Genomic DNA, 22,061 nt, shown 5'->3' with positions numbered 1-22,061 from the left:
ATTGAACAAGATAAATTGACTGATAGTGACGACGTAGCAACGTCATTCAGAAGCAGCTGTTGTAGCAAGACATTGAATAAAAATTTGAACATGGTCGACTTCGGGACAAAACTCGTAAATTAAAACCGCAGAATTGGCGGCAGTTTTGACACCTATAAGAATTTAATAACGTGAGAACATGTTATTGTCAGCCACACTTAGTGATGCTCAATGTAAGCAAACAACTTCAGGTTTTGACTTTACCCAGTCGTGAGACTGCACAAAAACAACCGTCAGAAACCACTGAACAGACGAGTTTATATCGTCATGTCAGCGACAGAATTAGTAGAGTAACAATATGAAACGTATGCTAATCAATGCGACGCAGCAAGAAGAAATGCGCGTTGCACTGGTTGATGGCCAGCGCCTGTATGATTTAGACATAGAGAGCCCAGGTCACGAACAAAAAAAAGCAAATATTTACAAGGGTAAAATTACCCGTATCGAACCGTCACTAGAAGCTGCCTTTGTTGATTATGGCGCTGAAAGACACGGTTTCCTTCCTCTTAAAGAAATAGCTCGCACCTACTTCCCACAAGGCTATACATTCCAAGGTCGTCCAAATATCCGTGACGTGATCAAAGAAGGCCAAGAAGTAATTGTGCAAGTTGATAAAGAAGAGCGTGGCCAAAAAGGTGCTGCGTTAACGACTTTTATCAGCGTTGCAGGTAGCTATTTAGTACTTATGCCTAACAACCCTCGTGCCGGTGGTATTTCTCGCCGTATCGAAGGTGATGAGCGTACTGAACTTAAAGAAGCACTAAGCCGTTTAGAACTACCTAAAGGCATGGGCTTAATTGTTCGTACTGCGGGTGTTGGTAAATCATTTGAAGAACTAGAGTACGACTTAAAAGCCCTACTCGTGCATTGGCAAGCGATTCAGCAAGCTGCTGATAGCGGCCCTGCTCCGTTCTTAATTCACCAAGAAAGTAACGTAATTTTCCGCGCAATCCGTGACTATTTACGTCGTGATATTGGTGAAATTTTAATTGATAAAGCACGTGTATTTGAAGAAGCGAAAGCGCATATTGAGCGTTTCCGTCCTGACTTCATGAGCCGCGTTAAGCTTTATCAGGGCGATGTACCACTATTCACCCACTACCAAATTGAAAGCCAAATTGAATCTGCTTTCCAACGTGAAGTTCGCTTACCATCAGGTGGTTCAATTGTAATTGACCCAACTGAAGCACTAACGTCTATCGATATCAACTCATCTAAAGCCACTAAAGGCGGTGATATCGAAGAAACAGCACTTAATACTAACTTAGAAGCAGCAGACGAAATTGCCCGTCAATTACGTTTACGTGACTTAGGTGGTCTTATTGTTATCGACTTCATCGATATGACACCACCACGCCACCAACGCGAAGTAGAGAATCGTTTAAAAGACGCTGCTCGCCCTGACCGTGCCCGTGTACAGATTGGTAAGATCTCACGCTTTGGTCTGCTTGAAATGTCGCGTCAGCGCTTACGCCCTTCATTAGGTGAAGCAAGCCAAGGCCCATGTCCTCGTTGTAATGGTCAAGGTACGATTCGTTCTAACGAATCAATTGCACTGTCTATCCTTCGTTTAATCGAAGAAGAAGCAATCAAAGACAACACATCACAAGTAAATGCACAAGTGCCTGTGGCTGTTGCCGCTTACCTATTAAACGAAAAACGTCGTAGTGTTCAACGCATCGAAAAGCGCCATAACGTTGATGTTGTGATCATTCCTAATCAACACATGGAAACGCCACATTACGAAGTAGTTCGCTTACGTAAAGACGAAACAATCGAAACAGTAAGCTACGAGCAAGTTGTTGCTCCTGAGCCAGAAGCATTTGAAATGGCTAAAGCGCCTTCAGCACCAGTTCGTGAAGAGCCGGTTCTTAAAGGTGTTGTTATGCCTACTACACCTGCACCTCAAGCTGCACCAAAAGCTGAGCAAACGACTCCTGCGGCTAAAAAGTCTGAAGGTGGCTTATTTGCTGCAATTGGTAAGTTCTTCAAGTCGTTATTCAGCAATGCCGAAGAAGAAGCTGAAAAAGAGCAAGAAGAGAAAAAAGCAGCACAAAGACGTAGCAATAATCGTCGCAACAACGACAACCGTCGTCGTAGCAACAACCAACGCCGTCGCAACTCTCGTAATAAACGTCCTGACGATGCACAAGCTAAAGAAGAAAACACAAATACTTCGAATAAGCCTGAGCAAAAAGAAGGTAACGAGAATCGCAACAAACGTCGTCGTAATTCTAACAACAGAAAACGTAATGAAAAACGTAATGATGATGTAGAACAAACGAATAAAGACACTGCACCAGAGACGAAATCTGAGCAACCAAAGGAAACTAAACCTAAGGTTCGTCGTCAACGTCGCAACTTACGCAAAAAAGTTCGCGTAACAGATGAAAGCGCAGATGAAGCAAAAGCAGTACAAACGACTGAAACAACTGAGCAAGTACCTAAAGCTGAAAAACCAGCCAAGCCTGCAAAAGAAAAAGTAGCAGTTGAAACTGAACAAGCAGAACAGCCAGTTGCTGAAAAGCAAGTATCTTCAGAGCCAGTAAAAGCTGACGCTGAGCCTAAACAAGCTGAGCAAACTGAATCGGTAGTTGAATCATCAACTGATGAAGATCAAGCTCAACCTCGTACACGCTCTCGTCGTTCACCTCGCCACTTACGTGCCGCAGGTCAACGTCGCCGTCGCCCTGAGCATGATGAAAAGTCAAGTGATGACAAAGCTGATGCGCCAGCATTTATTCCAGTTGCCGATCAAGCTGCTGCTGAATATGAAGCTGAGCTAAAAGCAAAACAGGCTCAGGCTGAAACTGAAGAACCAGTAAAAGCTGAAGAGCAAGTTAAAACTGAAGAGCCAGCTAAAGCTGAAGAGCCAGTTAAAGCTGAAGAGCCAGTTAAAACTGAAGAACCAGTGCAAGCTGAAGAACCAGTGCAAGCTGAAGAGCCAGTGAAAGCTGAAGAGCCAGTGAAAGCTGAAGAGCCAGTGAAAACTGAAGAACCAGTAAAAGCTGAAGAACCAGTAAAAGCTGAAGAGCCAGCAMAAGCTGAAGAGCCAGTTAAAGCTGAAGAGCCAGTTAAAGCTGAAGAGCCAGTAMAAGCTGAAGAACCAGTTAAAGCTGAAGAACCAGTACAAGCTGAAGAACCAGTACAAGCTGAAGAGTCAGTACAAGCTGAAGAACCAGTACAAGCTGAAGAGCCAGTACAAGCTGAAGAACCAGTTAAAGCTGAAGAGCCAGTGAAAGCTGAGGAACCAGTGAAAGCTGAAGAGCCAGCACAAGCTGAAGAGCCAGTACAAGCTGAAGAACCAGTGAAAGCTGTAGAACCTGCTAAAAATGAAAAAACTGTTTTAGTAAAAGGTTCAGCAAGCGCTGCAATGGCAAAACCTACGCCAGTTGCAGATAGTGAGCCAGAGCCAACACCAGAGGCTATGGCGCATGACAAGCGTACAGCTATTCCAGATAGCGGACTTCGTGCAGGTTCAATTAAACCTGCTGGCAGAGCCCGTGCTGATATGGCAAAAACCTTAGCGGCTGATTAATTTAGTCGCTTAATAAAAAAGCCGCGTTCATAACGCGGCTTTTTTGTGTGTAATGCTTTTAAATAACAACCTGTTGAGTACCTAGGTGATTTGCATAGCCACCTACAAGAACCTTATAAACACCCTGCTCATCCGAATAAACACTGGCAGAAATATGTGAACTGCACCCCATTGCTCTGCCTTGTTCAAACATAAAACGGTTTTCTTGCTGTATAAATACATGTTTTGATAAATAGCATGCAAGCGCGCCACTGGCGCTACCGGTTGCTGACTCTTCGGGTATACCAACCAAAGGCGCAAAGTTACGACAACTTGCAGTCAGCTCACTTTGCTCTTCACACAATTCAAAGGCATGCACACCAATCACGTTATGCTGTTGGCAGAAGTCTCTAAGCGCTGCCTCATCAATAACAATTTGATCTAAGTAGCCATTCGGCACAGCGACTATAATATCTGGCAATCCTGTAGTTATTACATCAATTGGCAAGCCTGTTTCTGCTAGAGTCGTTTCATCAAGTCCTAATAAGCCTGCAATGTCGTCATAAGCAAAATTACCTAAGTATTTTGGCAAGGCTTGCTCCATGGTAACTTGACCGTCTTCGGCAATTGTTACGCCTAACAAGCCCGCTTTTGTTCGCTGAGTGTAATAACCAGGTTTTAATAACCCTTGTTCGAAGAGCGTAGCAAACACCGCTAGGGTTGCGTGGCCACAAAAATCAACTTCTTCCGTTGTCGTAAAAAATGACACAGCAAAGTCAACTTCATGATCTTGCGCCACAAATGCGGTTTCTGAAAAGCCAATTTCTTTTGCAATCGTCAGTTTTTCTGCGTTTGTGAGTTTATCTGAATTCAACACGACACCTGCTGGGTTGCCGCCTGTATTATTTGCATTAAACGAGTTAACTAAAAATGCAGTTATTGTCATTATTGTATGCCTTGGTTTAAATTAAATTCATAAAACAACATGCCATTTTCCTTAGATGCTTGCTCTTCAAAAGCCAATTTTTTTAGAAGTTTAATTGATGGTGTATTTGATTCATCAACACCAGCAATAAGCTTATGCCAGTGTGGCTGAGTATCAGCCAAGTTTATAAATCCCTGCAATAACTCAAATGCAAGACCCTGCCCCCAATATTGCTCAGCTAACAAATAACCAATATGAGCATCATGGTTTTCGGTATATATAAATAAAAGCCCAACAACTTCTTGATGTTCAGATTGCAGCATTAATAAGCGGCACTCGTTAAGCATGTTAGCCAACCACTTTTCAGCAGCAGCTATAGAATCTATCCCCTGAAAATAACCAGGTAAGTTTGCAACTACAGCAGGGGTTAATATCGTTGGTAAGGCAATCGTTAATTGATGATGCTCATCCATTGACGAGCTTGCGTCTATTTCAATCACATTTAATCTTTTTGTAGTGAAAGATAAATTCATTTTTCATCACCTAGTAAAAGCAATAACAAAGTGAATTATTACTTAGACCATTTATTTGAAACAACTAAGATTGCAACACTAACGCTTATTACAGCAAATAAAAGACCTATAAGCAGTTGCTGGTATGCAATGAAGATTGAAAACCCAATAGCAGCACCGATACAAAAAAATAGCCCAGTATTAGCTTTGTTACGTTTTATCATGGTCGCGTCCCTTATTTAGCCACTGCTTTATTCCTAGTACTCATTTTTTACATTACTTCTGCCCTGAATATCCATGTTGCTGCAAGGCAAAATTATTAAATGAAGTTACTTTTCTATGACCTCTAGTACATCGTATTCATATTTTGAAATTTTTATTGCATAGGCTTTACTGCGCCACTTACTTCTCGACTCAGCGGATACATTTGCATGATCTAGCGTTGTTTTAATCATAAGTAAGAATGAATCATCATGTTCTACAAAACTAACGTATTGCCAACCTTTGGATTTTGGTAATTCAAATAAGGCTGGAACTTCGTAAAGATCGCCTGTATTTACTGATATGAATAACCTAGCATTTGGGCAAGTTTGATATTCACCATCACATTCAGTCTGCGACTCCCAGCTTTGAATGACCCTAATTTGCGGGAAAGATTTATTCTTATAAAGCACTTCCATAGAAGAAAGTATAAAGCTAAGTTCAGTATTAGACAGCTTCTGAACCGATTTAGCCTGAAAGCTTGACGCAAGCATTAACAACACTAGAACCCTGTACTTCATATAATCAACCTTGTTATTCGGTATTCATTACTGTTTCGGTAAGTCAGGGTCGAGCTTCCCGCCTTCGTTGATATAAACGCTGTCCTTTATCAATTCAGACAAGTACCCTGCATAGCCTTTTAACTCAGGATCAGTCACCAATTTCAATGATGTTTCCAAATCGTCTAAGTAATCTACATTTTTATTTTGCTCTGCAAACTGTTTTGAGTAGTTAGTCGCCAGATAAAGATATTCAAGTCGTTTATATCCATCTAAATCTCCATTTAGGGCATGTTGAATATCTTTAAATGCTCTAGCTCGATAATTATTTGCCTTATCAAGGTTCCCTAAAGACTGCTGCCAACGAGCAAGGATTCTTAGTAACTTATTTTTAAAAAATTCATCTTTTTCGCGAAGTGCGTAAGTTTGCTCGAGCAAAGCTAACTTTTGCTCGAGAGTTGGCTTCGAAATGTGTTGAGACGCAAGAAATTCCGTTATTCTCTCAATTTCTGCAGGTTTAAGTTCGTCAAAGTCCCCAGTTAAAGCTATAAAACCCGATGTTTCGCAAAACCAAATGCCATTTCTATCCGTATGCGGCCAAAACACCTGATCATATTTTGATGGCCAACTGTAAATATAACCACCATAGCTTGCAGGCTCAGCAACCGCACATTTTGCACCCTTAACGATTGGGTCATCTACTTCTAACTCTCCCCACGTTGTTGAGTTAGCAAAAGATGATAAAACCAATAAAGCCACTGATAACTTTTTTTTCATAAAAACTCTCTTATAAATATCTTTAAAAATTAGATTTGTTGTTACATCTTCACGATATTCACTAGAACGTTTCAAAATCAGTTAAGGGGTTATAATTGTCATTTTAATTTTCAGCTGGTTGGGTTTATGGATGAATTACCACTTGCCAGCAGCCTCCCGAGGGCATGCATTTTTTATCTCTGTGACAAGTTTTCTTTGCTGAGCCGTCGGTTCACCTTCAACATTCGCTACCTCATCGACGAGATAACAAATTGAAGCTGCTTGCTCTTTTGTTACTTTATCTAAGCATCGCTCAATTACTTTGTGAGGTTTATTGTAAACGTCACTATTATGCCCTAATAAATGCACACTTGAGCTTAATAAATCTGTAGCTTCTTTCATACTTAAATGAAATTCACTGTTAAAAAGAGCTAGAATTTTTTCTTTTTGTTATTTACTCATTTCTCCATCTATTTTGGCCACTGCAACCATATATAACGCAGCCACATCCATCGGTGAATCTAACTTAAATGCGGGATTTAAATCATGGTGTTTTCTGAACTTACGACGTCGGTGCCAGCTAAAAGGATTCAACCAACCAATATCTATTCCCCCTTCTTGAAGTTTATTCAGTAACACCAAAATGGTCACTACAATACCTAAAACACCTAATACAACATGCATAGTTTTTCCTTATTTTTATCGCAGTTAATTGTTATTTATTTTTTAAATTCTTCAGCTGTAAAATTGCTTTTAAATGTGAAAGCATGTGGTGTGTCGCCGTTTTCTCGCAGATACTGCAACCTCTCTAATGCCTCTTGAGGGGTTGGAATATGGTTATCTTCAATCCACCATAAAACATAACTATCTTCTGCTAAGCGGTGAAACCATTCACCTTTTCTGCGCATGAAATCTCTGTGGTGAGTACGAAACATAAAATTTTTGAGATCTTCAACGCTTTCCCACACAGACATATTGATTATCATATTCGGATCATCAAACATTTTAATATTTGTGGCATCACCAGATTCGTCTTTTAATCGCCATACAAAACCAGCACTGCTTTCAGCAACGCCATTTATTAAATCAAGATTATCAACAAAATCTTTTATTTCTGGCGCATCTAATGGATATTTAGCAAGAGCGATATTCAATTGAGCAAGTTTCATTTATGACTCTCCTTAGCCATCGGGGAAGTTTGTACCTTGAGTGTATTAAAACTAAGCGATACTGAAAGAAAAGAAAAGCACTTTTACGCCTTCCACTATTCGAATTTTTATATTAATCATGCTAAAAACCATCTGTAGATGTTTTACTAAATCAATGATGGCAAATGGAACTACTTTATCTAATCTCCGCCACCGCAATCACCGCCGCCGTCAGAACATGAACTGTCCGATGAACAAAAGCAAAGTAAATATTAGAAGTAAATTTTTACTTAAGCTTAGGTAAAGCGAGTTGAAATTCTAAAGCTGTAAATTCATTTCTAGTGTAAGGCCCAAAAACGAACTCATTATGTTCTGCATATTTATGATCGTTCACTTTATCAATATAAAAGTAAGAACAAATATTTTCAGGGCAAGCCAAAACCGAAATGTATTTATCGTTAGACGCAATCAATTTAGGTTCATCTATACGTCCAATGAATGCACCTTCACCAAGCGAGTAGCCTAACTTTTTTGAGTTATCACTAAAATAGACTTGATATGGAGGTTCTTCCCAAAGCGGTGAACAACCAAGAACAAACAGTGATATGAATAATATAAGTTTCTTTGTCATTAATATACGAGCTAATTTTTGTTGTTATTTAACCATTCAAAATACTTCTCTAAGAACAAATGAGCATCACCCAACAAAAGTTTATCATGTGCCATTAAAAGCTTCTTAGCGTGCCAACCTAGCATGGTATTAAGATGGCTTTTGATCCTTAATCTCTTGGCATATAAGTTTAAACTTTGCTTTTTTAAAGCGATTCATAAAAGAGTTTAAATAAATTAACTGACCGTATTCATCCATAGTTGATTCTCTGTGAGATACACCTAACCAATGCTGGTAAAAGTCATCAAAGTCAGAATAAGCAATTTCTTTTGAGGCCCCTTCTACTAACCAACAATGCTCTATATCTATTAAATCGAGATTAATTGTTTTGCTTAAACTCAGCCCGAGCATTGCAAGCAATAATTTGAGCTCTTCTAAATTATTCAGGCATACAGATTCTTGCAACTCAAACCGAGACTCTAAGTTATTTAACATATTAGTATCTAAACTATTTACCGCTACAAAACTATAGTGATGCAATGTTTCTTCCTTGTAGTAGATAGTGTTTTATAGTACCCAAAACTAAAAAGCCCAGCAAGTGCTGGGCTAAAAACGGTTATCTATCGTCTTATCGCTTAAAACTTGAAGCTTAAACCCGATTAACTTTCGTCCTGCTCCATAAAGCGCTGAAGCTGGTCTTTAAGATTAGGTGGAATACCTTTGATCACTAGTGTATCGGTTGCTTCGTTATACATTACGCGTTCACCTAAGTGTTTACGTTCAAAGCTCACGCTAACACCGCCGCCCATGCCAGAGAACTTCACCATACTAGTGACTGTTTTCTTATCAACAGGGAACGACTCTTCTAAGTCATAACTTTGCTCTTGGCAGAAGCTTTCAAATGGGCTGTCGTCATTTTTCGATAAGGTTGCAGAAAGCTCTTTAACGTTGGCATCTTCACCTGTTGTTACGCAATCATTACAGTAATCAAATACTTGCTTGCGTAGCTCGTCTTTTTCTGACTTATCGTATTGTTGCTCAGATAAATAATCTTCTACAGCACTAAGCATAACTTGGCTTTGCTGTTTAGGATCAATGCCCTCTTCGCAGCCTAAAAAGTCTAAAAAGAAGTCAGCCACTTTACGACCTGCACGACCTTTAATAAACGACACATAGCGATTATCTTCTGGTTGAGTATCCCACGCAGTTAAATCGACACGTGCAGCTAGTTGCATACGCGAAATATCTAAGTGACGTGATGAAGCTAAATCAAGCTCAGAAGTAATTGAATAATGCTCTTTAATATTGATCATCGCGATTAACAAAAAGTCACTTGCAACATATTGATAATGGCAAAAAACTAAATAACCCGTTTCATTAAAGGCATACTTATTTAACTCTTCTTTTAGCACATTTGTTGCTTGCTCTGTCATGTGCCAAAAGCCAAGTTCGTCGTTACGGTAACTTTGCATAGCCGAAGCAACAATGCTGTTTTTCTCGCCGCTGAATGCACAGTAGCCTTTACCTGGCTTACCATTATATGCATGGTGTAGCTGCTCTATAAAAACGGCTACTTTATCGTTAACAACCATCTCATCATTGCGTAAATGAATATCTGTATCGTCATCTTTTTTGTCTACATAATGAACGACTAATTTTTTAACATCTATTGTCATCTTTGTTTTTCACGCCTCTGGTGTTAAAATACGGGAATATAACTCTTTTTATCGAACCAACTGATGCCTATCATATCAAAATATTCTAATGACCAAGTAGAACAAATCGTTGATCAGCTGATTGATGTACTAACAGAGCACAAAGCGCCTGTTGATTTAAGCCTTATGTGTTTAGGAAATTCTATCACGCATATTTTAAAAGAGCATGTACCATCAGAGAAAAGACAAGCTGTTGCCGACAACTTTGCCAAAGCATTAGCACAGTCGGTTAAATAAGATTTATGAATTTATCGCAACAAAGTCAGTTTTCTTCAAAAGTAAGTCAGCTTTTAAGTTGGGGCCATTGGTTCACCTTTGCAAACATAGGTTTAGTGCTATTTATTAGCTTAAGCTACTTAGTTGCAGACAGTGCACCGACAACCTTCATGGGCTATTTATACATGCTCGTGACTTGGTTAAGCCACACCAGCTTTATTACTTTTATTGCCTTTGTTTTAACGATATTTCCATTAAGCTTAGTGTTTCCATACCCTCGGCATATCCGAGGGATGGCAGCCATTATTGCAACCCTCGGCGCGTCATTCTTAACGCTTGATGCCTATGTATATTTTAACTTGGGTTATCACTTAAATACGTCTGCTCTACCTGAAATCGTTTCTTTGTTGTGGCACCGTTTAACAAGCTCACCGGCATTAACAACAATTCTTGCAGGCGGCATTGTGCTGCTAATTCTAGCGTTCCAATTATTAGTCAGTAACTACACCTGGCACCACCTAGCGCGCTTAAAGCAATATAAGTTCCCGCGCTATGCAACCAGCACTATTTTAGTGTGCTTTGCACTTAGCCACAGTATTCATATTTGGGCAGATGCCAATTTAAAATTTGATATCACTAAACAAGATAATGTATTGCCGTTGTCTTACCCTACAACAGCAAAAAGCTTGTTAGCTAAAAACGATTTGCTCGATTTAGAAAGCTACAAAGAAGCACACGATGTGAGGCTTGACCCACATAATATCGATTACTTAGCACCTACTCCACTTGCCGAGTGTAAAGCTGAGTCGAGTGCGACTATCGATATTTTAGTATTTGAGAATAATGCTGACCTAGAGCAATTTGTTGCCACTGAGCCTGCACTACGCAAGACAGACTTGTTCTTACAACCTGTAGAAACCGAAGATACGTTATTTAGTTTAGTTTACGGCCTGCCAGCATTTTACAAAGCCCCTATTCTAGACAAACAGCAACTGCCTGTGTGGCTTGCTGATAATCGCTCAATTCAAATTAATGGTTTTGAGCAATTCGAATTTATTAATAACGACGACCAAAACCCAGCGGTTCGCCTTGTACGCGCAGACGCTACAACACAAGCACGTGAATCTGCTAATGCCGTATTTGCCTTTAGTCTTGCACAGCAGAGCAATGGTATTGTTACAGCCTCTCGTTTATACAGCTCAGATAAAAAAGTTGTACAAACCGAAGGCCTTATTCAACCAAGTGATATTATCGCCACCAGCGTGGGGCATTACCTTGGTTGTAAAACACTCGCAAAACAAAGCATGTTGGGTAGCAACTTATACAAACGCCATGACGACACCGGTGTTAACTACTCGCAAAATGTATTTATCGCATTTAAAAAAGACAGAATTACCCTGATAGATTCAGACGGTAACTTTAAAAACATTTCAGCAGCACAAGGCTTTGCCATTGAACAAGGATTAGATATTCCATTCCTAGTGCAAAGCATTAAAAAGCTGAAACGATATACGCCCTAGCGCTTATTGATAAATCTTTATTTCGAGCTAGCTTTAGATATTAGACACCTTAATTGATTAGGAGACACGGACGTCATGAAAGCCATAATCATTTATCTAATATCACTTACACTACTTTGTTTTACCAACACATCACTTGCTGCTACCACAGAATACTATAAATGTGTCACAGACAGAGGCACCGTATTTAGTGAGTTCCCCTGTGGTAGCCGTGCAACCAAGCACAAAATTCAAGTCACCGACCCAGACTTACAAGCTCCGCAAAACTTCGTTAAAGAGCTCAACGAGCTTGAGCGCCAGCAAATTATCAGAAACCTCGAAGCCGAAATTCGAAGCTATAAACACCGTTTAGATATCTTAAGCCGTGATCGAGACCGAGCTCAGTACCAGCAAGAACAGCGCTTAAACCGAATTTTGTCTGATAAAGAAGCTAAACAAATTAATAAAGACATTAAAAAACAGCTAAAAGCAATTAACAAGCAATACGGGCGCGACGTAAAAAGCGTTAATAAAAAACTCGCAAAACTTGAGAAAAAACTAGCTCGCTATAATTAAATACACTTTACTATTGGGTTTGAAGAATAAATAACATATTCTTAACACCAATAGAGTTATTGCTCTATGTTGGTTTAAGTAAGGAGTTTATATGCAGCCACAACACATTGCAGAGTTAATTTTATCTGGGTTTCGCAATCACTATAAACTCTTTCAAGCAATTACTGCCAAAGCACCGCTCGCGTTTGCAGATCGTGATTGGCAAAAAATAAATGAGATAAGCAAACTCAGAATTAGTCATTACGATGATCGGGTTAACGAAACCATTGCTAAACTAAAGTCGCTTAATGAACAGCAAATTATTACCTTAGATCAAACCTGCTGGCTCGAAACCAAACAGCTCTATCAGCAATTTTTGCGCTTTCACCCTCAGGCAGAACTTGCCGAAACCTTTTACAACTCTGTTTTTTGTCGTTTATTTCATCGTCGTTATTTTAATAATGACTTTATCTTTGTAAAAGCGACGCTTGCGGATGCCCCAGCACTACCAATGGAAGTTGAATACCGCAGTTACCACCCTGTTGTTGATGGCTTAAGACCCACAATACGCAAAATTATTAATCAGTTTGATTTTAAAGCACCCTTTGTTGATTTAGAACGCGATATTCGCTTGCTGGTAAAAGCCTTTTATAAACAAGCGCCCGATACACATCACCAAGCATGGCAAATGCGCTTTGATATACTGCAAGCCCCGTTTTACCGTAATAAAGCGGCTTATATTGTTGGCCGTGTGGTATCAGAAAGTGGCGTACAGCCATTTATTATTGCGGTATTGCATCATGAAGACAAAGGGCTATACCTCGATGCCCTACTCACCAAATCATCGCAAATGCGGGTTATCTTTGGTTTTGCTCGTGCTTATTTTATGGTTGAAACCCATGCGCCATCAGCGTTAGTACGCTTTTTAAATCAGCTTATGCCGAATAAAACACTGGCTGAGCTATATAATGCAATAGGCTTTCATAAACAAGGTAAGACCGAGTTTTACCGAGAGTTTTTAAGTCATTTAGATCACTCAAACGATCAGCTTGTAATTGCCCCTGGTACACCGGGTATGGTGATGATGGTATTTACTCTGCCGTCGTTTGGATATGTGTTTAAAGTCATTAAAGACACCTTTGGAGAAAGCAAACCCTTTGGCCGCGATACCGTATTAAAACGCTATCAATTAGTAAAAAGCCATGACCGTGTTGGCCGCATGGCCGACACCATAGAGTATTCGAACGTCGTATTTCCACTAGCCCGATTTGATAGTAAATTACTTGCAGAGTTACATAAAACCATTGGTTCTTCGATGATTATTGAAGGCGAGTGGTTAATCATCAAGCATTTGTACATAGAAAGACGCATGACACCGTTAAATCTGTTTCTTGAAAATGCCAGTGAACAACAAGCGTTTGAAGCAATAGAAGAATATGGCCAAGCTTTAAAAGAAATGATCGCCGTAAATATTTTCCCAGGCGACATGCTGTTGAAAAACTTTGGGGTGAGTAAACATAATCGCATTATTTTTTACGACTATGATGAAGTTCAGTACCTAACAGACATGAACTTTCGCGCCTTACCAAAAGCAAAGTCGTACGATGATTACTTAACCAATGAGCAAAGTTACTCTGTGGCACCGCAAGATGTGTTTCCAGAGCAATTATGTACCTTTGTGACAGCAAATCCGGTGTATAAGCAATATTTATTGAGTACACACCCAGAGCTTGAAGATCCAGCCTATTGGCGACAAGCACAATACAATTATAAGCAAGGTGTAGTTAGCCACATTTATCCATACCCTGCTGCACAACGATTTATCCATTATTGGTAAACACCAAGGACACACAATGAATATAAGTAAAATAGATTTAAACTTACTTGTTTACCTAGATACGTTACTAAGGGAGTGTAATGTCACTAAAGCTGCTAACCAGCTAAGCATTACCCAACCTGCCATGAGTAATGGCCTAAAAAGACTCCGTAATTTATTTAACGACCCTATTTTAGTGCGTACCAGCGAAGGTATGGTACCAACAGAGCGCGCAAAAGAATTACAACCGGTGATCCGCGGCATTTTAATGACCCTTGAAGAAACACTGGCACCAAACCGCGAATTTGAAGCATCACAAAGTAAACGTGTTTTTCGTATCATGGCCAGTGACTACGCAGCAAGTACCCTTGCCCCACGCTTATTAAGTAAATTACACGAAGAAGCGCCCGATACCACACTAGATATTTTGACCCCGAGTGATGTTACCTTCCACGATGTTGAAAACGGTAAGGTAGATATGGCTATCAACCGCTTTGAAAACTTACCGCAGTCGTTTCACTATAAACAAATATGGAAAGACAGCTTTTGTTGCTTAGTAAAAGCAGATAACCCAATTATCAAAGATTTCAGCCTCGACAGCTATTTAAAAGCGCGTCATATTTGGGTAAGTAAAACAGGCTTTGGTGTAGGTGTGGGTATGGACCCTAAAGATGTGCAAAAGCTAGGTTGGGTAGATGAGGCGCTCGCTCACTTTGGTAAACACCGTAATATTGCCACCTTTACCCGTAATTACCACGTTGCTATTCACTTAGCGAAAGAACAAAACTTGGTTGCAACGTTGCCTTCAAAAGCCGCAAATATTTATTTAGACGATCCGGGCCTTAAAATTCTTGAGCCGCCATTCCCTATTCCGCCATTTGAGCTAGATATGATTTGGAGCCCGCTATTACACCGTGATGCAAGCCATATTTGGTTACGCCAAAAGGTTGCAGAAGTAGCCGACGAGCTTAAGTAAGATTTTACCAACCAAATTGTAATTATTGCTGATAAGCAAGGTGTTAGCTTAGCTTATCAGCAGCATCTCTCCTATTAAAAACCAATAACCAACTGAAATAAAATAACTTTATATTTAAGTAATGAACTGGAATATGCTTTGCAAGTATCTAATTGCATTGTTTTTAATATTCAAAAAGAGGTCATTATGAATACTCATCAAGGACAAGACGTTCATCATATTGCAGATATCATCCAAGTTATGAATAGCGGTATCGATTTTTATGAAAAAGCACAGGAAAAAGTAACCGACCCAAGCATTATTGCCCTATTTCAACGCATGATAGATGCGCGTAAAGTAAGTGTTGAACGCTTACAACCTTATGCTATTAACGAAAATGGCGAGCGCGAAAATGGTTCTGATTTTGCTGTAGAAGCACGTAAAGCCTATACATCACTAATTACTAAACTAGGTGCCGACAAAAACGCCACCTATGTTAGCGAACTTGAAGAAGTTGAAGATAAAACACTAGCCGAAATCAAACATGCGCTTAAAAAACCACAACCCCATGATTGTGAAGCCGCGTTATCTAAAACCCTGCTGACAATTCAAAGTTGTCATGCTGAAATGAGTAAAATGAAAAAGCATTAAATTGTGAGAGTGCAAAGCCCAGTTAAGCTGGGCTTTTATTTGTTTAGATTTAGATAAGCGGTTCGTATCTTATCTGAGAATTTTACTATTAGTTTGGAGCTTCATCTTTGGCAGCTTATATTCGCCATTTATCATTACATCGTCAGGGCCATAGCATCGAAGTGTTACGAAGAAGGGACCATCAGGCGCAGGTAGCCAATTAGTGTACTTATCGCCTTTAGGTTGCTCATGCTGAACATAAACCGTAAGTGATCCATCATCGTTATAGCGGATACCATCAGTTCTGGGACCTAGTGAATATCTGTCGATCGGATTAGCGACGAGATAGCGACCGGGAAGATCGAATAATGTTACAGACCAAAAGAATTTCACGTTCGGCAAATCTTTCTTCTCGAAATGAATGACGTATTTGTGTTTTCCGTCTAAGGGCTGACCACTAGAATCCAAAGACCACTGGCTATAAAAAGCCTCTTCTACAGAATTGGCGTAAATTCCTGCAAATGCCCCAGCAGCTCGATAAAGATAGTTATTTTTCAATTGTTCCCGTGAGCCATACACTTCGCCAGAATTGGTGAGTGAAGGCATCACCTCTTCGATTTCTTTCAATCCTTGCTCGACGCCATCAGTCAATGCTTGTTGGATATCTCGCGGTAGACTTTTGATATCGAATGGCGCACCAGCTTTGATGCCGATCTTTTCGAATCTTTTTAGAAGTTCCTTTTCAGATGGGTGAGGCTGAGTAAACTGCAAGAGAAAGTTTAAATAAGCGATGAATTCACCTGACAATGCACGACTCTCATTCCATGCCGGCCACGCTATCTCTGCAGCGGGTACCGGCGGCTTTTGACCTGCGAATTCACTGAGAGGCTGCAACACATATTTGTGCTGGATAGCCAACATGTTTTCCACATCACTCTCACCTTTGAGCTCTGTGCGAGTGAGAGTTCCTATAAATTCACTCTCACTGCGAAATACTTTCTTAATAGATGCAGGAACCTCGCCGTTCCATTCAGGCCCTGCGAAGAGATAGCTCCCCTCTCCAAATCCAGTTGCTCGAGCGCCAGTATAGGCAAAATTATGTGTGTAAAGATCAAACCACTGCTGTGTGTAATAGCGTTCTCCAGACACTTCGGGCAAGCTCAACACCCACGGTTCCGCCCTCAAGTCGAGCCACGCCCAGGAATAAGGAGTGTCATTATTGGGCGCATTTATATCCTTATCTTCAGGGGTGTTTAGTCTAGTGTAATGACGATATCTTCCGAATCCGCCAATAAAACCCGGATCAAGTGGATCTTGGGTTTGCGCCACCATGGTCTTATACCCGTATAGCATGGGATAGGCGAAGATAAATGCCTCTTTAGCAATCTTATGAGCTTCTTCAGGTGAAGTAATTATCTGTTGCGACTTTACGCCCTGAGCATACAATCCTAGCAGAGTGATTGAGAACATAAACAGTAAGTTTTTGATATTTATATGTTTTAGAAGTTTCATTCCATTTCCCTTTCTATTTAATCGCTTCAATGCATCCTCCGTATCAGGGCAGAGAGCATACTCTAAGAATAGGTATTTTTTGACCACTTATCAACACTGTAATTGTCCCGTTTACGTGATACATGAAAGGGCAAACTATAACTATTAGAAATCAAACTCATCCTTTAGCTTATACAACAGTCAGGTTTTATTAACTCCTTTTAATCAAGCATGACAAATACCCTTAATAATTATTCAATTTAGTGAGTTAACCCCAAGAAACTTATTGCCCCGTTAAACGCTTCGAAAATGAAATTGCATAAGCTGTTGAGCGTAATTTAAGTACTTTGTCATCACTTGGCATAAAGCCTTTAGATAGTAGATTTGGGTCATAATTAGTAAGGTCGCAACCTGACTCACCTGTTGATTCTATGGTGAGCTTTCCTAAATTAATTGTTTTGCGATCCGCAGGCCAACGAACTGAAGGGTCAGTTAATGCATCACCGGGCTTGGCTAATTGTGCTTGAAAACGATAATGCACCTTCCCTTTTGCTAAATCTTCTTCAAGTCGCTTAGCCAGAAATGATTTAGGGAAGGTTTTCATTTGCTCTTCAGTTAGCACCTGCTCTGGCTCTTCTGGCACCATGATCCATCTAAAGGCATGTTTAGCGCCCTTTTCATCAACCATGTAAAAGGTATGCACACCAAAATAACGTGAAGACACATAAGATGCTGGCGGGTTATGGCTTTGCAGCCAATTAAATTGCCCTAAGGTACTCGGGTTTTGATCTCTGTATGCTTTTACTTTTGCAAAATCGATTTGCCCAGTTTTTTCGTCAGGTACTAAAGTACTTAGCAAGCCAAAAAACGCTTCTGGGCTGTTACCTGCAAATACAGGTGTAGTTAGCCCTGCAATATTGTGTACATCACCATTTTCTAGCACAAACTGCACCCCCATTCCGCGTGGAGAACGTGATGTTTCGTCAGCATGAGGGTTCCCCCCGCCCATAGAAAAACGAATATTTGCTTTTGATGGCGCATTGAATAAAGGGCTAATTGAATACTGTTTTGCTGCTTGATTAGGTGTAAATGTGCCGACAGCGCACACCCCTTTGGCGTGACCTTTTCTGATACCGGGCTGCTTTCCTGAAAGCTTTTCAAATAAATTTATAAAATCTTGCCCGTTTACTGGTTGCTCAGCAAAACTTGCTGTTGGTAAAACAAGGCACATAGCACAAACTAAAGGCTTAATTTTTAGCATTTATCCATCCTTTAAACTTAGTTCCAACAAAAATGACCAGACTAACCTCAAAATCATTTCATCAAAGCTAATAAATATTTTTACCAACAAAAACGCTACAAACATTTAATAAACTTAGAATATTTATTTAACCACCGTTTTTTTAAAAGCTGCTAACTTTAAATTTAGGATCCGAAAAACTGCTGTGGCGCCCAGCATTTTAAAATAATCCGTGTTTTTAACACGACTATGGCTAGTCCACTTAATCGTAAATTTTGTGGGTTAGTCAAAAACAACAAGGACCTAATTATGGTGAAACAACATAAAAAAACCACTGCAAACGCTGATGTAGATATGACTCCTATGCTCGATATTGTGTTTATCTTGCTGATATTTTTTATCGTCACAACCTCGTTTGTTAAAGAGCGCGCTATTGAAGTGAATCGCCCTTTAGCAAAACCAAGTCTTGAAAACCCTAAAAAACAAGCGCAATTTACTATCACTGAAAACGACAGTATTTACTTTGCAAACCGGCTTATCAAACCAGAGCAGATAATCGCTAACCTTGCGTTATTTGCCGCACAGTTTGAAATGACCAATGTGCAAGTAACAGCAAGTGAGCAAAGCAGCCACAAAACCTTAGTAACCTTGCTTGATAAAATAAAACAATATCAAGATGTGCCAATTTCTATAAGCACGTCTTTATAACTAAAAAAGGGCCTAACGGCCCTTTGCAAGTTAAATAATAAAGGAATCTAAAGGGAGTTTAGAACTTGTACTCTGCACCTACGTAGTAGTACGCACCGTTAAAGCCAAATGGTGCTGAACGACGTGAGTAAGTGAATACACCTGGGCTTGAAACAATTGTGTTGCCGCTAGCATCAACAATCGTACCCGAGCGTGAATTACCTATGGTGTTCTTATCTGGATAAACATCAAATAAGTTATTTGCACCAATGTTAAATGACAGGTTTTCGTTAAAGAAGTAGTTAACTTTAACATCAGTTAAGATTTCAGCACCGTATGTTTGACGACCACCATCTTCAACTGTGTATTCGCCGTAACGGTTTAGAGATAGGTTTACAGTCCAATCTTCTAAACGGTAAAGCGCGCTTAAGTTAATGCGGTCTTCTGGTTGCCATTCTTCAATAATTGATGTTTCTTGAGCAGAAAACACATCTTCTACCGGAATAGTCTCAAGACCACTGCCTGATGGCGTAAATAAATCAACTACATCTGTTTTAGTGAAGTTAGCAGCAAAGGTGAAATCTAAAGTACCGCCAAGGCCTTCTGTGTTCCATGTAGCAACTAAATCAACACCTTCTGTTTCTGTGTCTGCACCATTTAAGAAGAACTGACCCGCACCTGCGCCTGAGCTTTCAAGTGCAGCATCTAGCGTATCTGATAAACCTTTACCTAAACGGTTAGAAATAACGATACGGTCGTCGATATCAATCGAGTAGTAGTCAATGGTTAAATTGATATTGTCGGTTACGTTATACACAATACCTAAACTACGATTTTGTGATTTCTCTTCTTTTAGCTTAGGAATACCAATTGATTGCGCTAAGGTACTGTCGTTTCTAAACGTACCTACTTGCTCAGCCACTAAGCTGCCATCATCACCTACAACAAACTGTGTACTTACGTTATTAAAGTAAAGTTGTTGCATAGAAGGTGCTCTAAAACCTGTGCTTAATGCACCACGCAAAGACACATCTTCAGTGACAGACCAGTTACCCGCTAACTTAAAGTTAACTGTGTCACCAAAGCCTTTGTAGTTATCGTAACGTACCGCACCTGAAATAATTACATCATCGATAACATAGGTTTCTGCATCCATATAGAATGAGATCACATCGCGCGATTCATCAACAGATGATGCCGGGTCTGAACCACCAAAACCTTGCGTACCGCTTGCAGCGTCAACACTACCTACCCCGCCATTTAAGCCAGAATAGATGCTCATGCCATCAACAGTGTCGTAATCACGATATGCGTATTCGCTACCTTCAAGAATGCGGAACTCATCGGTACGAAGCTCAGCACCTAGTGCTAATGAGAAGTTGTCGTAATCTTTGGTGTAATCAAGATTTAAAGTTTGCAGTGATAATTCAAGGCCATATGCATACGCTGAACGCGGGATAGTGGCACGAATTTCATCAGCCGTTAAACCTTGATCATAACGAAGGTAGTTAGCGTAAGAGCCATTGATAGTATCACTTGTTGTGTAATCAATGCTGTTTTCACCGTAGGTGTACGATAAATCAATGCTTGAGTCATTATCGAACGATTTTTTATAACCAAAGTTATAAGACACGTCATCAATGACAGTATTAATTTTCGGTAAGAAACCCATAGGAATGGTTGCATCACCATCTTGTAATACAGGGTTACCATTAGCATTTGCGTTATGACGGAAAAACGCTGCTGATTCATTTTCACGATTTGAATAAGTGATAAAGCCATATAGCTCACCACCAGCAAGCTCATAGCCAGTATTAACTGTTAGAGCGAATTGTTGTGAATCTGCATCACCAATTCTAAACGTATCTCGAGGTGCTGTTAGCTCACGAGGGTCGCCTGCCAATAGCGTACCATCATCAAGTTCAGTACAGCCGTAAAATTGACATGAGCCATGAAAGCCTGCACGGTTAGTAGGTGCACGGTCACGGTAGTTGATTGTGGTGTTTAAATAACCTTCGTCACCTAAAGCAAATCCTTTGTTGAAATCAACAGTTACAGTTTCGCCATCGCCTTCTGAATACTCACCGTAGTTGATAGCCGCTTTACCGCCCTCTTCAGCGTCTTTTAATACGATATTAATAACACCTGCAATGGCATCTGAACCATATTGCGCAGCAGCACCATCACGTAAAACTTCAATACGTTTGATTGCAGCAGCAGGAATAGCATTCATGTCGGTACCCGCCGTACCACGACCTACTGACGTATTAATGTGAATAAGGCTCGCTTGGTGGCGGCGTTTACCATTGATAAGAACTAAGGTTTGATCTGGCCCTAAGCCACGTAAGGTTGCAGGACGAAGTGCATCAGTACCATCACTGATAGACGAGCTTGAAAAGTTAAAAGACGGTGCAATAGCCTGAAGCATACGGCCTACTTCTGTTTGACCTGTATTCTCTAGTGCTTCGGCACTTAAAATATCAACCGGAACCGGTAAATCTTCAACCGAGCGTCCTGCTACACGGCTACCGACAACGGCAATTTTTTCGATGTTTTGTTCTGCTGATTGATCTTCTGCTAACGCTTGCGTATTGGCGGCAAGCAGTAATGGCACGACTGCAGCGCTGACCCCTGATACTTTGATCATGTTATTATCTATCCTATCTACTTGTTTGAGTTTTATACTCAGCAAGCCTTGTTGATCAACAACCGCATCGAGCTCAGTGCCTTCTAGCATCGCATTCAGTGCATCAAGTTTGGTGTAAAAACCAAACACAGATTGCGCTTGATATTGCTTTGCTAATTCGAAAGAAAAAATGACTGTTTGTTCGGTTTGCTTTGCAAATTCGATTAACGCCAAATCAGCTCGTTGCGCTTTGATGTCAAATTGCAGCATTTGTTTTTCAGCCGCTATTGCTACTTGGCCTGTTGTAAGGCCATAAATAACAAAAGAGGCAGGTAACAACGGCAATTGCTTACTGCGCAATTT

The 22,061-nt window shown here is 40.2% G+C and carries 22 protein-coding genes; 8 read left to right on the top strand and 14 right to left on the bottom strand.

Annotation, left to right across the window (positions count from 1 at the left end):
• Nucleotides 1-337 precede the first annotated feature (337 nt).
• Nucleotides 338-3,577, top strand: coding sequence for a ribonuclease E (rne, locus tag AOG26_RS04220; protein ID WP_054561361.1), 3,240 nt, complete (start codon nucleotides 338-340; stop codon nucleotides 3,575-3,577).
• Between the two features lie 58 nt (nucleotides 3,578-3,635).
• Here the strand turns inward: rne and AOG26_RS04215 are convergent, their stop codons facing one another.
• From AOG26_RS04215 to yejK, 11 genes are all read right to left on the bottom strand, one after another.
• A complete protein-coding gene (locus AOG26_RS04215; RefSeq protein ID WP_054561360.1) occupies nucleotides 3,636-4,502 on the bottom strand; it encodes a PhzF family phenazine biosynthesis protein in 867 nt (288 codons plus the stop codon).
• Complete coding sequence (locus AOG26_RS04210; protein WP_054561359.1) at nucleotides 4,502-5,014, bottom strand: GNAT family N-acetyltransferase; 513 nt, start codon at nucleotides 5,012-5,014, stop codon at nucleotides 4,502-4,504. The genes AOG26_RS04215 and AOG26_RS04210 overlap by 1 nt, the downstream gene beginning before the upstream one ends.
• A 38-nt stretch (nucleotides 5,015-5,052) precedes the next feature.
• Nucleotides 5,053-5,217 (bottom strand): hypothetical protein, encoded by a 165-nt coding sequence (locus tag AOG26_RS20930; protein WP_161805749.1) that lies wholly within the window; start codon nucleotides 5,215-5,217, stop codon nucleotides 5,053-5,055.
• Between the two features lie 105 nt (nucleotides 5,218-5,322).
• The gene (locus tag AOG26_RS04205) at nucleotides 5,323-5,775 is read right to left on the bottom strand and encodes a hypothetical protein (protein WP_054561358.1); all 453 of its coding nucleotides are present in this window, start codon (nucleotides 5,773-5,775) and stop codon (nucleotides 5,323-5,325) included.
• A 27-nt stretch (nucleotides 5,776-5,802) separates the two neighbouring features.
• Nucleotides 5,803-6,531, bottom strand: a complete 729-nt coding sequence (locus AOG26_RS04200; RefSeq protein ID WP_054561357.1) for a hypothetical protein — start codon at nucleotides 6,529-6,531, stop codon at nucleotides 5,803-5,805.
• 135 nt (nucleotides 6,532-6,666) lie between these two features.
• Nucleotides 6,667-6,912, bottom strand: coding sequence for a hypothetical protein (locus tag AOG26_RS04195; RefSeq protein WP_054561356.1), 246 nt, complete (start codon nucleotides 6,910-6,912; stop codon nucleotides 6,667-6,669).
• Nucleotides 6,913-6,960: 48 nt separating this feature from the next.
• Nucleotides 6,961-7,194, bottom strand: coding sequence for a hypothetical protein (locus AOG26_RS04190; protein WP_054561355.1), 234 nt, complete (start codon nucleotides 7,192-7,194; stop codon nucleotides 6,961-6,963).
• 35 nt (nucleotides 7,195-7,229) lie between these two features.
• Nucleotides 7,230-7,679 carry a DUF3291 domain-containing protein gene (locus AOG26_RS04185; protein ID WP_054561354.1) on the bottom strand — a complete coding sequence of 150 codons (450 nt, stop codon included), beginning with the start codon at nucleotides 7,677-7,679 and terminating at the stop codon, nucleotides 7,230-7,232.
• 265 nt (nucleotides 7,680-7,944) lie between these two features.
• Entirely contained in the window at nucleotides 7,945-8,289 is a 345-nt protein-coding gene (locus tag AOG26_RS04180) for a hypothetical protein (RefSeq protein ID WP_054561353.1), read from the bottom strand.
• A 129-nt stretch (nucleotides 8,290-8,418) separates the two neighbouring features.
• Nucleotides 8,419-8,808, bottom strand: a complete 390-nt coding sequence (locus AOG26_RS04175) for a hypothetical protein (protein WP_054561352.1) — start codon at nucleotides 8,806-8,808, stop codon at nucleotides 8,419-8,421.
• A 119-nt stretch (nucleotides 8,809-8,927) separates the two neighbouring features.
• Nucleotides 8,928-9,944: a nucleoid-associated protein YejK gene (gene yejK / locus AOG26_RS04170; RefSeq protein ID WP_054554703.1), complete on the bottom strand. Its 1,017-nt coding sequence runs from the start codon at nucleotides 9,942-9,944 to the stop codon at nucleotides 8,928-8,930.
• A gap of 63 nt (nucleotides 9,945-10,007) precedes the next feature.
• Here yejK and AOG26_RS04165 point away from each other — a divergent pair, with 63 nt between their 5' ends.
• From AOG26_RS04165 to AOG26_RS04140, 6 genes are all read left to right on the top strand, one after another.
• Nucleotides 10,008-10,220, top strand: coding sequence for a DUF1414 domain-containing protein (locus AOG26_RS04165; protein WP_054554702.1), 213 nt, complete (start codon nucleotides 10,008-10,010; stop codon nucleotides 10,218-10,220).
• Nucleotides 10,221-10,225: 5 nt separating this feature from the next.
• The gene (locus tag AOG26_RS04160; RefSeq protein ID WP_054561351.1) at nucleotides 10,226-11,719 is read left to right on the top strand and encodes a DUF3413 domain-containing protein; all 1,494 of its coding nucleotides are present in this window, start codon (nucleotides 10,226-10,228) and stop codon (nucleotides 11,717-11,719) included.
• A gap of 75 nt (nucleotides 11,720-11,794) precedes the next feature.
• Entirely contained in the window at nucleotides 11,795-12,274 is a 480-nt protein-coding gene (locus AOG26_RS04155) for a DUF4124 domain-containing protein (RefSeq protein WP_054561350.1), read from the top strand.
• A gap of 91 nt (nucleotides 12,275-12,365) precedes the next feature.
• Nucleotides 12,366-14,090, top strand: coding sequence for a bifunctional isocitrate dehydrogenase kinase/phosphatase (gene aceK / locus AOG26_RS04150; protein WP_054561349.1), 1,725 nt, complete (start codon nucleotides 12,366-12,368; stop codon nucleotides 14,088-14,090).
• A 16-nt stretch (nucleotides 14,091-14,106) separates the two neighbouring features.
• Nucleotides 14,107-15,045, top strand: coding sequence for a LysR family transcriptional regulator (locus AOG26_RS04145; protein WP_054554698.1), 939 nt, complete (start codon nucleotides 14,107-14,109; stop codon nucleotides 15,043-15,045).
• A 186-nt stretch (nucleotides 15,046-15,231) separates the two neighbouring features.
• A complete protein-coding gene (locus tag AOG26_RS04140; RefSeq protein ID WP_054554697.1) occupies nucleotides 15,232-15,675 on the top strand; it encodes a ferritin-like domain-containing protein in 444 nt (147 codons plus the stop codon).
• A gap of 69 nt (nucleotides 15,676-15,744) precedes the next feature.
• On the opposite strand, the gene AOG26_RS04135 is transcribed toward AOG26_RS04140, so the two are convergent.
• Both AOG26_RS04135 and AOG26_RS04130 read right to left on the bottom strand, forming a co-directional pair.
• Complete coding sequence (locus AOG26_RS04135) at nucleotides 15,745-17,166, bottom strand: DUF1254 domain-containing protein (RefSeq protein WP_054561348.1); 1,422 nt, start codon at nucleotides 17,164-17,166, stop codon at nucleotides 15,745-15,747.
• Between the two features lie 262 nt (nucleotides 17,167-17,428).
• On the bottom strand, nucleotides 17,429-18,406 hold the full coding sequence (locus tag AOG26_RS04130) for a catalase family peroxidase (RefSeq protein WP_054561347.1): 978 nt from the start codon (nucleotides 18,404-18,406) through the stop codon (nucleotides 17,429-17,431).
• Nucleotides 18,407-18,694: 288 nt separating this feature from the next.
• On the opposite strand from AOG26_RS04130, the gene AOG26_RS04125 reads away from it, so the two are divergent.
• Nucleotides 18,695-19,093 carry an ExbD/TolR family protein gene (locus AOG26_RS04125; RefSeq protein ID WP_054561346.1) on the top strand — a complete coding sequence of 133 codons (399 nt, stop codon included), beginning with the start codon at nucleotides 18,695-18,697 and terminating at the stop codon, nucleotides 19,091-19,093.
• A 58-nt stretch (nucleotides 19,094-19,151) separates the two neighbouring features.
• Here AOG26_RS04125 and AOG26_RS04120 read toward each other — a convergent pair whose 3' ends face one another.
• A complete protein-coding gene (locus AOG26_RS04120; protein ID WP_442960159.1) occupies nucleotides 19,152-22,058 on the bottom strand; it encodes a TonB-dependent receptor plug domain-containing protein in 2,907 nt (968 codons plus the stop codon).
• Nucleotides 22,059-22,061 lie beyond the last annotated feature (3 nt).

The sequence above is a fragment of the Pseudoalteromonas sp. UCD-33C genome (assembly GCF_001306895.1).
Classification (GTDB): Bacteria; Pseudomonadota; Gammaproteobacteria; order Enterobacterales; family Alteromonadaceae; genus Pseudoalteromonas.
The sequence above is the reverse complement of the archived record's forward strand: the minus strand, read 5'-3'. Positions and strand labels throughout refer to the sequence as shown.